This is a genomic window from Kordia aestuariivivens, assembly GCF_014397005.1.
GTDB lineage: Bacteria > Bacteroidota > Bacteroidia > Flavobacteriales > Flavobacteriaceae > Kordia > Kordia aestuariivivens.
The window spans coordinates 1-13,340 of the sequence record NZ_JACGWS010000012.1 but is presented as its reverse complement, the minus strand read 5'-3'; the positions used below and the strand labels follow the sequence as shown (position 1 = coordinate 13,340).

12 protein-coding genes and 2 tRNA genes are annotated in these 13,340 nt (G+C 35.6%); 4 read left to right on the top strand and 10 right to left on the bottom strand.

All coding sequences use genetic code 11. The features are described 5' to 3' along the window. The first annotated feature begins 46 nt into the window (after window positions 1-46). Window positions 47-544, top strand: a complete 498-nt coding sequence (locus H2O64_RS17725) for a metallophosphoesterase family protein (protein ID WP_187563558.1) — start codon at window positions 47-49, stop codon at window positions 542-544. Between the two features lie 254 nt (window positions 545-798). Here H2O64_RS17725 and H2O64_RS17720 read toward each other — a convergent pair whose 3' ends face one another. The 5 genes from H2O64_RS17720 to H2O64_RS17700 form a co-directional block, all read right to left on the bottom strand. Then, the gene (locus H2O64_RS17720; RefSeq protein WP_187563557.1) at window positions 799-1,344 is read right to left on the bottom strand and encodes a hypothetical protein; all 546 of its coding nucleotides are present in this window, start codon (window positions 1,342-1,344) and stop codon (window positions 799-801) included. Between the two features lie 30 nt (window positions 1,345-1,374). Next, window positions 1,375-2,121 (bottom strand): hypothetical protein, encoded by a 747-nt coding sequence (locus tag H2O64_RS17715; protein ID WP_187563556.1) that lies wholly within the window; start codon window positions 2,119-2,121, stop codon window positions 1,375-1,377. Window positions 2,122-2,139: 18 nt separating this feature from the next. Continuing rightward, window positions 2,140-2,979 carry a DUF2589 domain-containing protein gene (locus H2O64_RS17710; protein ID WP_187563555.1) on the bottom strand — a complete coding sequence of 280 codons (840 nt, stop codon included), beginning with the start codon at window positions 2,977-2,979 and terminating at the stop codon, window positions 2,140-2,142. A gap of 224 nt (window positions 2,980-3,203) precedes the next feature. Then, a complete protein-coding gene (locus tag H2O64_RS17705; protein ID WP_187563554.1) occupies window positions 3,204-4,058 on the bottom strand; it encodes a lysyl endopeptidase in 855 nt (284 codons plus the stop codon). 402 nt (window positions 4,059-4,460) lie between these two features. Further along, complete coding sequence (locus tag H2O64_RS17700) at window positions 4,461-4,871, bottom strand: DUF4293 domain-containing protein (protein ID WP_187563553.1); 411 nt, start codon at window positions 4,869-4,871, stop codon at window positions 4,461-4,463. Between the two features lie 180 nt (window positions 4,872-5,051). Between H2O64_RS17700 and rho the strand changes: the two genes are divergently transcribed. Continuing rightward, window positions 5,052-6,818, top strand: a complete 1,767-nt coding sequence (rho, locus tag H2O64_RS17695; protein ID WP_187563552.1) for a transcription termination factor Rho — start codon at window positions 5,052-5,054, stop codon at window positions 6,816-6,818. Window positions 6,819-6,971: 153 nt separating this feature from the next. Here rho and rpsT read toward each other — a convergent pair whose 3' ends face one another. From rpsT to proS, 4 genes are all read right to left on the bottom strand, one after another. Then, the gene (gene rpsT, locus H2O64_RS17690) at window positions 6,972-7,223 is read right to left on the bottom strand and encodes a 30S ribosomal protein S20 (protein ID WP_187563551.1); all 252 of its coding nucleotides are present in this window, start codon (window positions 7,221-7,223) and stop codon (window positions 6,972-6,974) included. A 39-nt stretch (window positions 7,224-7,262) separates the two neighbouring features. Then, a tRNA-Glu gene (locus tag H2O64_RS17685) sits at window positions 7,263-7,334 on the bottom strand. A gap of 74 nt (window positions 7,335-7,408) precedes the next feature. Beyond that, a tRNA-Glu gene (locus H2O64_RS17680) sits at window positions 7,409-7,480 on the bottom strand. A 77-nt stretch (window positions 7,481-7,557) separates the two neighbouring features. Then, complete coding sequence (gene proS, locus H2O64_RS17675; RefSeq protein ID WP_187563550.1) at window positions 7,558-9,036, bottom strand: proline--tRNA ligase; 1,479 nt, start codon at window positions 9,034-9,036, stop codon at window positions 7,558-7,560. Window positions 9,037-9,136: 100 nt separating this feature from the next. Between proS and H2O64_RS17670 the strand changes: the two genes are divergently transcribed. Further along, window positions 9,137-10,135: a hypothetical protein gene (locus tag H2O64_RS17670; RefSeq protein ID WP_187563549.1), complete on the top strand. Its 999-nt coding sequence runs from the start codon at window positions 9,137-9,139 to the stop codon at window positions 10,133-10,135. 46 nt (window positions 10,136-10,181) lie between these two features. Then, complete coding sequence (locus H2O64_RS17665) at window positions 10,182-11,702, top strand: OmpP1/FadL family transporter (protein ID WP_187563548.1); 1,521 nt, start codon at window positions 10,182-10,184, stop codon at window positions 11,700-11,702. 490 nt (window positions 11,703-12,192) lie between these two features. Here H2O64_RS17665 and H2O64_RS17660 read toward each other — a convergent pair. Further along, window positions 12,193-13,340: T9SS type B sorting domain-containing protein (locus H2O64_RS17660; RefSeq protein ID WP_187563547.1), on the bottom strand; the 1,148-nt coding region annotated here is incomplete at its 5' end.

Genomic DNA, 13,340 nt, shown 5'->3' with positions numbered 1-13,340 from the left:
TAATTGAATTCACAATTATTTAGGAAAGTTTTACCAACTATAATTCATGAAGAAAATTTTATTGTTATCCGATACGCACAGTCATATAGACGATCAGATTTTAAAGCATGTCAAAAATGCCGATGAAGTATGGCATGCAGGCGATATTGGCGATTTGTCAGTGACCGATACAATTCAGAAATTAAAACCATTGCGTGGAGTTTACGGAAATATTGACAACGATAAAGCACGCATGGAATTCCCTGAAAATAATCGGTTTATGTGTGAAGGTGTTGATGTTTGGATCACGCATATTGGCGGATATCCAAATAAATATAATGTGCGTATTCGCGAAGAAATTCGTCAAAATCCACCTAAATTATTTATTTGTGGGCATTCACATATTTTGAAAGTGATGTTTGATAAAAAACTCGATCTACTTCACATGAATCCTGGTGCCTGCGGAAAACACGGTTTTCATAAAGTCAGAACCATGCTGCGTTTTGTGATTGATGGAGATAAAATTAAAGAGTTAGAAATTATTGAATTGGCGAATCGGCATTAATTATTATAAATCCTATTTTTTCCTTTTTCTGCAGTATAGCAACTATTTTTCGTTAAAAATTTTTGAAGCCTTGGAAAAAATTTAGAAAAATTGATGTGGTTTTAGTTTTCCTTAGAAAACTAAAAATACCTCTAGAAAAAGCGCCTTTTCTTTTGTTTTTGTTTTCTTTGGGCGAACAAAGAAAATGAAAAAATGAAGGTAAGAATGGTTATTGAGATTACTTCCTTGTGATTAATATAATTAAGTTAAAAAAACTAAGAAAAATCTATTTCCTCCGCCATCACACGCAACACATCCGAACGATTGACCATGGTTAAGACCTTTGTCATACTCGCCTTGAGTTGCTCGTGACTTTTAAACATTTCAAAAATCCCCATAATATATGTATTGAAATCTATGTTGGCTTCATAGCGAATCATGCCAGCTTGTTTTGCCAATTGCATTAATTGTGTAATAATTTCTCGTGCTTGATTTACTTTAAATTCAATTGGTTCCAACACCGAATGCAATACACTTTGCGCTGGATATAATATGGTAGAAGCAACATAGAGTTGTTCTTTTCGTTTGGACGAATTTTTCTCAGAGGATAACAAAGGAGTCATGAGCTGACTCCTAAATCCTGCTATCTCTGAACATTGTGCGTAGTTGTATGTTTTTAAGAATTCTTCTGATTCTTGCAACCATTTGGTCAGTTCCGATATGAAATGCACATCTTTTTCTCCTAATTTATCTGCCAATCCGGAAACTTGAAACAATAGGTTTTTACATTTTTCTACGATATCTACTAAAGACTTGTTCATGGGTATTGTTTTACATTTTTTCTCTGAATGCTATTCTGGTGAAAGCCTTGATATGCTATCTCCATTTTCGTTTTCAATGGTGTGCCATTCCATACTTTCTTCAAGAACGGTCATTTTGATGAAAACCATATTTTCTGTTTTTTGCTCTCTAAGCCTACTTGCTTCTACAATTACATTGGCATTTTCAATGTTGCGTTGCATTTCTTTTGGCTTCACTTCTGGTTGTAATCGCGCTAAAATTTTCTGACTCATCACATCTCTTGTAATGACTGCCTTTTCTTTAGGTGCCGACGCTTCCGCAGATACTACTCCTGATGTTAGTGATGTTGTTGATACAGAAGGTGTTTTTATTCGCAGTGTTTGATCTGCAATTGTATCTGAAAAATTACGCAATGCATTTTCAATTGTTTCTCCCGATTTTAATTTTGCTTCGAGCAAATCAGCTTCTTTATACAATGCTTGTCGAATTTTGAGAGAGGAAGCTCTGTCAAAACTTTTTATCTGATATATATTAATTAATTCGTCATACGCTCGTGATACAAACGTTCTATTATCAATTGGTTGATAATCTGCTGGCTCGGTAGTTTCTACATCTTCTATTGCTACAGGAATTGTAAATTCTACATTTTGCATTTTCATTCTTGGAATAGAAAAATGCTTTAACAAACGATGCTGTGCATATTGTTCAGCAATGTTGGCGGATTCAATATCCGCCAATACTCTTGCTTGATTTACACTAGCGACTAATGTCCCTAAATAATCTTGTAAATTTGCCATTGTTCTTCCTTGTTAAATTTAAGCTGCTGGTATAGCAGTTGGAGTTGAAACAATTGCATTTTCTAAAATTCCTAACAGTTTTTCCATACCTGCTGGCATTTCATCTTGAACAGCTCTTACGTGTACAGCCATAGAATATGTTTTTTCTATGTTGAATCCTTGTTGCGATTTACGCTTGTAGGATGCAGATACACTTAGTTTTGCTGATCCGCCTGGCCAACGTTGTTTTACTGTTAAATCTCCTTTGATTCCAAATTCAGTTTCTACGTTTCTAGATTCTACCGAGTTGATTTTCGCGTTGAAATCTACCGTAGTTTCATCAATACGAATAAAAGGAATTGGCAACATCGTTAAGATTGGCACTTCAATTTTCATATCTTGAAATTGTGCTGCTCTTGCAACTTGTGTTCCTAAAGCACTTACCGCAGCTGCTCCACTACCATCACCACCTGTAAAAGCTATGGTTGGAGGCGATGTATAACCACTTCCTTGATTGGTAATATCTATACTATCAACGACTCCTGAGCCATTTATAAATGCTGTTGCAGTTGCTCCAGTTCCGTCACCAGTAAGTGTTACTGTTGGCGCAGATGTGTAACCAGTTCCGCCATTAGAAATCGTAATAGATACGACTTGATCTGTGTTTCCTTCTTGATACGGTGCAACTTGTTTTGGATATTTAAAAGATACATATATTGGATCTTTGTCTTCTGTGAATCCTACTTTTTGGATAAAATCAACCGAACTCATCGATGCTTGTGCTTGCGCATTCACCACTGAGATTAATGGACCTCCAATCATGGATTCAAAATCGATACTTGCCAGTTCTTGTCCTGGGTTATATTTTGATAAACTCATAATATTGTTTTTGTTTCACCTACTCTATTCAAAAGGCTTTTCGGTATTCGCCTGTTCAGTTTCGAAATTGTACAGGACAAATTTGACATTATTGTAAGAGAAGAACCCTAGGAAGAAAACTAGAAAGACACGGGGAAAACACTATTTAATTTTTAGTGAAACCACTAAAAACAACAAACCTCAGTATTTCGCTGAGGTTTGTATCGTGCATTATGTAGTATTTTTTAACTTAATCCATTTAAAATGGCGTCTGCATAACTTTGTGGATCATTTCCGCATTTTTCAATATCGTCATACAACCAAATAAATCCTCCGGTGATTCCATCATTTTTCCAACCTGAAAAATAACCTTGAATTGTACTCGCGTCCATTCCTTGCGTACAACCAGTACCATTTTTACACCAAAGTCCCGGATCTATAAATGCTGCTGCATCAAACCCGCTTGGCATTGCTTTTTGTAATGGATCAATCCATCCTTGCTGTACATTGTATAAATTTGGTGCACCTCCAGCATAACATTGCAAGTTAAACCCTGTTACCAATCCTGGATTTGTTCCTTCTAAAGCAGTTAAACAATCAATCCAAAAAGAACTGTTTGTATATGGACAAAAGGTAACTTCTTTATACCCAATAGTTGAAAGCATTTGGCTTAATTGTACAATCGTATTTTGATCATAGTTTCCTTCATCATCGTAATCAATACCATCAATTACAGGAATTTCTCTTAATAATGCTTCAAAGTTTTTATATAATATACTTGATGATGATGTTCCATCTCGTTGAATTAGACTCATGATATGGTAGAAATCATTTGTTTCCCAACCTCCGATAGAGAATAAGATTCGGTTTACACTTCCATACTGTTTTACGTTTTCAAGCATTGCGCCCCAAGAAGAATCTCCGATGTATGTACCGTTGGAAACTATAGGCGTATCGTTGTATACTAAATCGCCATTAGATTTTACGTGAACTGCCCAACAAACTACGGTTGTAAAACCTGTTTGATTTAATGTAGGTAATGCAGAACTTGGACCTGGATAAAAAGGTCCTCCGCCATAAATTGATGCTGTAAGTTTCATAATTAGAATATGTTTAGGTTATTAATTATATAAACTTACAATTGTATTTCCTTGATTTTTAGCGTATTATTTTTGGTTTTTAAATTCCCGTATTTTCACTTGATTCTTTACTTTTGGATTGAAAACGTGTAGATTTTGCTTTTCAGCGGGATGAATTCAACTTACAATTTTGAATGCGCCTTAGGTACTGAATCAAGTTCAGCACAAGCTTTTCTAATGAAGGAAATATGAAATTGAGATCCCGCTATACAGCGGGATTAGTTCAACTTACAATTTTGAATACGCCTTAGGTACTGAATCAAGTTCAGCACAAGCTTTTCAAAATTGAGTTTTACTAAAAAAAACTCCAAAGTTTTGACACTTTGGAGTTTTCTACGCACTAATATTACTAAGATGTTAGGTTTATCGTAATCGATCTACAGATTTTACAAGATCTTCATCCTTCTTAATTGCTCGGTTAGCGAGCACTAATAAAACGATAGAAATAATCGGAATAATGATCCCAATACCTTTCTCCGAGACTTCCGTCTCTCCAGATAACGTTAGCATTCGATATACAAATACTCCTAATAAAGTAAGGTTAAATATGATGTTGAAACGATTCAACACAAATTGTAATTTTCTATTTTTGAATAAAAAGATAGTGATAAGCGCTAAAATTGCTGATGCCACAAACAAACCTATATATATTGGATCGTCTTTTGCAAAAATTTCTACGCCTTCAATAGTTGTATACAAACCAAATATAAATGTTAGACCGCCAGCAATTGCAGCGACTAATAACATATAAATACTTTGTATTCTTTGAATCATACCTTAAAATTGGAACACAAAAATAATAGTTCTTTTCATAAAATACTATTTTGTTTATTAAAATAAATTTGTATTATTGCATAGACAATTCATAATCTATTGTTAATAATAGATTTACACACTTCATTAGAGTACTTTATCACTCACTTTTTCAAAAAAACAATTCATTACACGAAATAAATGTTAGAAATTTCAGAATTAAAAACAAGAAAACTCCCCGAATTACAAGAAATAGCCAAGACTTTAGCTGTTCCAAAGTACAGGACTTTAAAAAAACTAGATTTAATTTATAAAATATTAGATCACCAAGCTATAAATCCTGAATCAGTAGCACCTATAACAAAAGCAGAACCAAAAGCTACCGAAGAAGATTCGACTTCAAAAAGAAGACGCATTAAGAGAGATCCTAATCAACGAACTGAAAAGAAACCTTCAACGCACCAATCTTCTTCACCACAGCCTTCCACTCAGCAACCTTCTCCTGTAAAACCTTCTACAGCAAAAAGTCAACCTGAGCCTAAAACGGCAGAAAAGCCAAATACGCCAGCACCGAAACAAAATAAACCGATTCATAAAGCATCTGACAAAAATCAAAAGAACATCCCTTCTCACGTAAAGAAAGATGATCCAAAGAAATCAGGAAATGATCAATCGGATACAAATACAAAACCACAACACACCAATAAGAAAGAGCATACGCCAAATCCGAAACCACAACACTCCAATAAAAAAGAGCATTCACCAAATCCGAAACATTCTAAAAAAGAGCATTCTCACAAGAATAACGGAAATAAAGATCAACGTAATCGCTACCGCGAGCCTGATTTTGAATTTGATGGAATTATTGAAAGTGAAGGTGTTTTAGACATTATGCAAGATGGATATGGCTTTTTGAGATCATCTGATTATAATTATTTATCATCACCTGATGATATTTATGTTTCACAATCTCAGATTCGCTTGTTTGGATTGAAAACTGGAGATACTGTTTTAGGAATTGTAAGACCTCCGAAAGAAGGTGAAAAATATTTCCCTTTAATTAAGGTTAGTAAAATTAATGGACTAGATCCACAAGTAGTGAGAGATAGAGTTGCTTTTGAGCACTTAACACCATTATTCCCTGATGAGAAGTTTAACTTGGCAGAACGTCAGAGTACAATTTCTACACGAATCATGGATTTATTTTCTCCTATTGGAAAAGGGCAAAGAGGAATGATTGTTTCGCAACCAAAAACTGGTAAAACCATGTTATTGAAAGATGTTGCGAATGCTATTGCTGCAAATCACCCTGAAGTATACCAAATTGTGTTGTTAATTGATGAACGTCCAGAGGAAGTTACAGATATGCAACGTAATGTTAAAGGTGAAGTTATTGCTTCTACTTTTGACAAAGAAGCTACAGATCACGTAAAAGTGGCAAATATTGTTTTAGAAAAAGCAAAGCGTTTGGTAGAATGTGGTCATGATGTAGTGATCTTATTAGATTCTATCACAAGACTTGCTAGAGCGTATAACACCGTGCAACCTGCTTCTGGAAAGATATTAAGTGGTGGTGTTGATGCGAATGCTTTACACAAACCAAAACGTTTCTTTGGAGCTGCTAGAAATATTGAAGGTGGCGGATCATTATCAATCATTGCAACTGCATTGACTGAAACTGGTTCTAAGATGGATGAGGTAATTTTTGAAGAATTTAAAGGAACTGGTAATATGGAATTACAGTTGGATCGTAAGATTTCTAACCGTAGAATTTTCCCTGCTATCGATCTTACTTCTTCAAGCACACGTAGAGACGACTTGTTATTAGATGAAAAAACGATTCAACGCATGTGGGTATTACGCAAATACTTAGCAGATATGAATCCTGTAGAAGCGATGGAATTCATTAACCAACGTATTAAACAAACAAGAAATAACGACGAATTCTTGATTTCTATGAACGCATAGAACAAATAGAATTTCAACATATACGAAAAGCTGCTTACAAATTGTAAGCAGCTTTTTTATTTAGGATGAGACCGTTTTATAATATGTAAAAATTAAGCACAAAAAAAACTCCAACTGAGTTGGAGTTCCATATTTTGTAGATAAGTTACTTTACTATAAAGTACTTACGTGCTTAGCAAGCTTTGATTTTAAGTTAGCAGCTTTATTATCATGGATAATGTTACGCTTTGCTAGCTTATCAATCATAGAAACTACATTAGTAAATAAAGCTTCAGCCTCTTTCTTCTCTGTAAGACTTTTTAATTTCTTAATAGCATTACGAGTAGTTTTATGCTGATATTTATTTCTAAGACGCTTAGTCTCGTTACTTCTGATTCTCTTTAATGCTGACTTGTGATTTGCCATTTTCTTTTCTTAATTAACTTTTTAAAACTTAATGTTTCGTAGCCCGTAGGGGATTCGAACCCCTGTTACCAGGATGAAAACCTGGCGTCCTAACCCCTAGACGAACGGGCCTTCATTTTTCAATGAGGGTGCAAATCTAATTTATTAATTAGTATTTGCAAAATAAACTTACAGAAATAATTTAGTAGCCCGTAGGGGATTCGAACCCCTGTTACCAGGATGAAAACCTGGCGTCCTAACCCCTAGACGAACGGGCCATTATTCCTATTAGCGGATGCAAAAATACAATTATTTTTATATGCTCCAACTATTTTTAAAAGTTTTTTTAGTTTTTTTAATACGCCTTAGCGAATAGTACTCTTTTACTTGATTGCTGACCCGAATATACACATTTTCCTTCTTCTTCCAAAGCATCTAAAGGAATACAACGAATTGTTGCTTTTGTTAACTCTTTTATTTTATTTTCTGTTTCTTCAGTACCATCCCAATGTGCAGAAATAAAACCTCCTTTGTTTTCTAATACATCTTTGAATTCTTCAAACGTATCCACGACCGTAGTGTGCTCATTTCTGTAATCCTTAGCCTTGTTAAACAATTCTTCTTGAATTGTCTCTAAAAGGCTTACAACTGTCTCTACAGCGTCTTCTTGAGCTACTGATTGCTTTTCAAATGTATCTCTACGTGCAATTTCAAGTGTTCCATTCTCTAAATCACGTGCGCCCATTGCAATTCGTAATGGAACTCCTTTTAGTTCCCATTCTGCAAATTTAGCACCAGGTCGCAATGTATCTCTTTTGTCAAATTTAATAGAAACACCTTTTGCTTTTAGTTGATCTGCTATTTCAGTTACTTTCTCCGCGATTGCTTCAAATTGCTCTTCATTTTTATAAATTGGCACAAATACAACTTGTATTGGCGCTAATTTTGGAGGCAACACTAATCCGGCATCATCACTGTGTGTCATTATCAATCCACCCATTAATCGTGTAGAAACTCCCCAAGAAGTTGCCCATACTAATTCTTGTTTTCCTTCTTTGGTTACATATTTTACATCAAATGCTTCTGCAAAGTTTTGTCCTAAAAAGTGTGATGTTCCAGCTTGCAACGCTTTTCCATCTTGCATTAGTGCTTCGATAGTATGTGTTTCTAAAGCGCCTGCAAAACGTTCGCTTTCTGTTTTTGCACCTTTTACTACTGGCATTGCCATAAAATCTTCTGCAAATTCAGCATATACTCTTTGCATTAGTAATGATTCAGTAACTGCTTCACTTTCTGTTGCGTGTGCTGTATGTCCTTCTTGCCATAAAAATTCGGCCGTTCTTAAGAATAAACGCGTACGCATTTCCCAACGAACTACATTTGCCCATTGATTGATTAAGATTGGTAAATCTCTATACGATTGAATCCAGTTTTTATACGTACTCCAAATAATTGCTTCACTTGTTGGACGGACAATAAGCTCTTCTTCTAGCTTTGCATTTGGATCAACTATTAGCTTTCCTTCGTTATCTGGGTCTGATTTTAATCTGTAATGTGTCACTACTGCGCATTCTTTTGCGAAGCCTTTTGCATTTTTTTCTTCGGCTTCAAAGAGACTTTTGGGTACAAATAATGGAAAATATGCATTTTCATGCCCAGTTTCTTTAAACATTTTATCTAATTGTGCTTGCATTTTTTCCCAAATTGCATAGCCATACGGCTTGATTACCATACAACCTCTAACCGCTGAATTCTCCGCTAGATCAGCCTTTACGACTAACTCGTTATACCATTTTGAGTAATCGTCACTCCTCTTTGTTAATTTCTTGCTCATTCTTAGTAGTTTGGCACAAATATTGTGAATATGTTAAATATAAAATAGTTTCGACAAAACTAACTATTTTTGTATTGTTCAACAATTAATTCTAGGAGATATGCGAGTAATTTACTATTTAAAAAACAAGATAAGCGCTATACACGTTTTAGCCATCACTTTTTTAGCACTAACATCATGTGGTACATACCAACAAGCTACATATGATGACGGTATTTATAGTTCTGATCAAGAAAGAACACAAACAACTGAGGTTGTAAATACTGGTAATGATCCATATCAAAATTATTTTGAACAAAAATCACTTGAAGCGGAAGATCGCTACGGAGATGTTTTTACAGACGTAGAATCATACTCTAGTCAAGACTATGTTGATCCTGAAGTAAATGTTGACGATATAGGATATACAGAAAGCTATTCTCCATGGGGTCAGACTACTGAAGACATTACTATTAATGTCTATGCTGGTACTGGCTTAGGATTTTCTCCTTTTGGAGTTGGATTGTGGAACAGAGGTTTTGGAAACCGATGGGGTTGGAATAACTGGGGCTGGAACAACTGGGGTTGGAACGGTTGGGGATTAGGTTGGAACAACTGGGGCTGGAATGCTGGACTTTGCGGACCTTACGGTGGTGGATTCTACGGATCTTATGGTTACGCTGGTTTTTATAGCCCATACTGGAGATCTCCTTATTATGGAAACTACGCATACAACAGAGGAAGAAGAACATACGCCAATAGAGCTTTAGCAAGCAGAAGATCTAATTATTACTCAAGAACTGCAAATAGAAATAGCAATACACGCTATTCAAACTCTCGTTCATCAAGAAGAACAAATAGTACGGTGCGATCGACAAGAAATACGCGTAACAGCAATGTGCGATCGACTAGAAATACGAGAAACACTAGAAATACCACAAGAGCTACAAGAAACAATCGTCAAGTACGTTCTACTATTACACGATCTAACAGCAATTCTCGATCACGAGTTAACAGCACAAGATCATCATCATCTAACAGAGGTTCTTCAGTAAGATCATCTGGTGGAAGTAGATCAAGTGGAGCTAGCAGAGGCGGTTCAAGAAGAGGTGGAAGATAAAATTATCACACATTAACATATTCCTAAAGAAATATTAAATAAAATTATGAAAAAAGTATTTATACTATTCATAGGTGTGCTTACTATGTCTGTAAGTAATGCCCAAAATATAAACGATGTTGTTCGATATTCTTCCGAAAGTTTAAACGGAACAGCTCGTTTTAGAGCCATGAGTGGAGCTTTTGGAGCACTTGGAGGTGATTTCTCAGCTTTCTCGATAAACCCCGCAGGATCGGCTATTTTTACAACTAGTGAGGTTACAATTTCATTAAGTAATTATAATAACGATAACGATACTTCATATTTCGGAACAGTTGCCAACAGAAATGAATCAGAATTTGATTTGAATCAGGCAGGAATCGTTTTTGTCTTTAATAATATGGGCGATAGCGACTGGAAAAAAATATCGTTAGGTGTAAACGTTCAAAATAATGATAATTATTACAACAATGTTTTTGCCACTGGACGGAATCAATCTAGCGGAATCGGAGATTACTTTACATTTTTTGCAAACGGACAAGAAACAGGCGTAATTGCACAACAACCTGGAGAAAGTGATACAGATACATATTTAATACTTGGAGAAGATTTTGGATTTGCAGCTCAACAAGGATTTTTAGGATATGAAGGTTTTGTAATTAATCCAAATAATCCTGGAGATGATAATATTTCATACAGTCCTAATGCAAACTATGCTGCTGGAGCCGATCATGATTACATCTTACAAACTTCTGGATTTAATAGAAAATATACATTCAACGTAGCAGCACAATACAGAGACAACTTATATTTAGGTTTAAATATCAATTCACATGATGTTGATTTTAGAGAACGTAGAGTATTGATTGAAACACCTGTTGATGCTACTTCTGGATTGCAATATGCCGAATTTTCTAACGAATTATACACGTACGGAACTGGTATTTCTTTTCAAGCTGGAGCCATCTTAAAATTGAAAAATATTCGTTTAGGAGCTTCGTATCAATCACCAACATGGTATAGCTTAAATGATGAATTAATTCAAGGTTTAAGCACGGATTTTAGAGATCCGGGTGTTCCATCTGATATATTAAGAAGAGATATTTTCCCTAACGTGATAAACGCTTACAGACAGCACAGAATTGTTACACCTGGAAATATTACAGGAAGTTTTGCTTATATATTCGGAAAGAAAGGATTGATCAGTTTTGATTACTCTTTAAAAGATTACACACATGCAAAAATACGTCCGACAAATGATTTCATTGTCACGAATAATGATATCGAAAATCAATTACAAGCAGCTTCTACATATAGGGTTGGTGGAGAATACAGAATCAAACAATTTAGCTTACGTGGTGGATATCGCTTTGAGCAAAGTCCATACAAAAATGGAACTACTATTGGAGATTTAGAAGGATATTCTTTAGGATTAGGATACAACTTTGGAAGTATGTCTGTTGACTTAGCGTATGACAGAAGCGAGCAAGCAAGAAATCCACGACTTTTACAAGCTGGTTTAGTTGGGTTAGCCAACATTAATAATATAAACTCAAACGTTACTTTATCAGTTGCGTTTAAACTATAAATAATATACAACCGATTAATCTCACCGTAAAAAACCTCATTTCCATAATGAGGTTTTTTTTATGCTTTATTTTGTTTGAATTTCCTCAGATGCAACTAAATTATTTTGCAAATTAAATCATTCATGATCAAAGTGAATTACAATATCAATAGTCAAATGGTTTTTCTCGTAGACACATAAATACGCTTCTTTTTGAAAAACAATAATTTGGGCGTTACCACAACACTTCCACTACGCTCAGTGTAAGTGGTCAGGCTTTCCACTATATCTTTTGCGAAAAGCAAAAGGATGCCGTTGCAAATGCGTAGCATTCACGATTTCTTAATCAATAAGTATGCATGAGTAATCCTTAACGCAGAAGCAGATTAAAATACCTTACGCTAGCGCTCGTTTATAACGAGTACTTAATAGCAACAAACGTTCACTTCATAAAAAACCCGAAGAACAGCTGTTCTTCGGGTTTTAGTATGTTTTATTTTTTCTGTTTAATTTATCGCTTCAATGTAAAATGATTGATAAACTCTTTTGGATTTCCATCAAATGGATCTACATATTCTACTCTGAACCAGTAATCTGCTGATGGCATTGGCGTTCCGTTGTAGGTTCCATCCCAACCTTGTCCTGCAGGACTAATCTGTTTGAGGAGTTTTCCATAACGATCAAAGATGTAAATCTTCGCTGCTGGCTGATTCTGTAATCCGATGATATTCCATGTTGGATTAAACGCATCACCGTTTGGTGTGAAGAATTCCATAAAGTCTATCAGTCCAAAAGTCCGTACCAGTTCTCCACAACCATTGGTATCTCTTACCGTAATGGTATGCTGTCCTGGTTGTAAATCGAAGAACTCTCCTGTGGTTTGCCACTGCCCATCATCCAATTGATATTCATAGTTCCCTGAACCTCCTGTTGCCGTTGCTACCACATTGTGTGTATCTGAAAAGGCGGGTGTGGTTACTGCAATATCAAGTATGCTTGGTGCTGATGATGCTGTATAAGTTACACTATCACTAGAGTTACAATTCGTTGGATTGTTCTGATCGGTAACTATAACCGTATACGTTCCTGCTTGATCTACTGTCACTGTTGCACTGCTTTCAGTTCCACTTGGCGTGGTCCACTGATAGGTGAATCCTGCGCCAAAGTCTACCCCAATTGTTCGTGGATCTAAAGCTTGTCCTGTGGTTGCATCCACACATAAGATATCATCTTCTGGTAAGCTAAACACAGGTAATGGATTGACTTGTAAATTCACTAAGATCGGATCTGAAAGACAACCTGTAATGGTTTGTCGAACGCGTGCAAACAAAGTCTGCGGATTCGATGTGTTCGTATACGTTGTTGTGTTTGCAATCGCATTGCTATCTGCATCAGCATCTGCGGCTGTTTCATAATACGATACTGCCATATCTGCTTGTCCATTTATGATGGTAACATCAAGTGAAGTTAAATCAAATACGGCTGTATCCTGATCTGCCTCATTTGTTGCACATTCCTGATATGTTGGTGGCGCTGTCGCTGTTGGAATTGGTTCTACACTAAGCTCTAAACTTGCAATGTTATTGGTGTTCACACATCCAGTAATGGTATTCTCCACACGGATAAAGACCGTTTGTGGATCGATGGTGTTTTCAAAAC

Excerpts from the sequence above, each read along its gene's own strand:
- H2O64_RS17725 (WP_187563558.1), top strand. The coding sequence starts at position 47 with ATGAAGAAAATTTTATTGTTATCCGATACGCACAGTCATATAGACGAT.
- H2O64_RS17720 (WP_187563557.1), bottom strand. The coding sequence starts at position 1,344 with ATGAACAAGTCTTTAGTAGATATCGTAGAAAAATGTAAAAACCTATTG.
- H2O64_RS17670 (WP_187563549.1), top strand. The coding sequence starts at position 9,137 with ATGCGAGTAATTTACTATTTAAAAAACAAGATAAGCGCTATACACGTT.
- H2O64_RS17710 (WP_187563555.1), bottom strand. The coding sequence starts at position 2,979 with ATGAGTTTATCAAAATATAACCCAGGACAAGAACTGGCAAGTATCGAT.
- H2O64_RS17665 (WP_187563548.1), top strand. The coding sequence starts at position 10,182 with ATGAAAAAAGTATTTATACTATTCATAGGTGTGCTTACTATGTCTGTA.
- H2O64_RS17700 (WP_187563553.1), bottom strand. The coding sequence starts at position 4,871 with ATGATTCAAAGAATACAAAGTATTTATATGTTATTAGTCGCTGCAATT.
- H2O64_RS17705 (WP_187563554.1), bottom strand. The coding sequence starts at position 4,058 with ATGAAACTTACAGCATCAATTTATGGCGGAGGACCTTTTTATCCAGGT.
- rpsT (WP_187563551.1), bottom strand. The coding sequence starts at position 7,223 with ATGGCAAATCACAAGTCAGCATTAAAGAGAATCAGAAGTAACGAGACT.
- rho (WP_187563552.1), top strand. The coding sequence starts at position 5,052 with ATGTTAGAAATTTCAGAATTAAAAACAAGAAAACTCCCCGAATTACAA.
- H2O64_RS17715 (WP_187563556.1), bottom strand. The coding sequence starts at position 2,121 with ATGGCAAATTTACAAGATTATTTAGGGACATTAGTCGCTAGTGTAAAT.
- proS (WP_187563550.1), bottom strand. The coding sequence starts at position 9,036 with ATGAGCAAGAAATTAACAAAGAGGAGTGACGATTACTCAAAATGGTAT.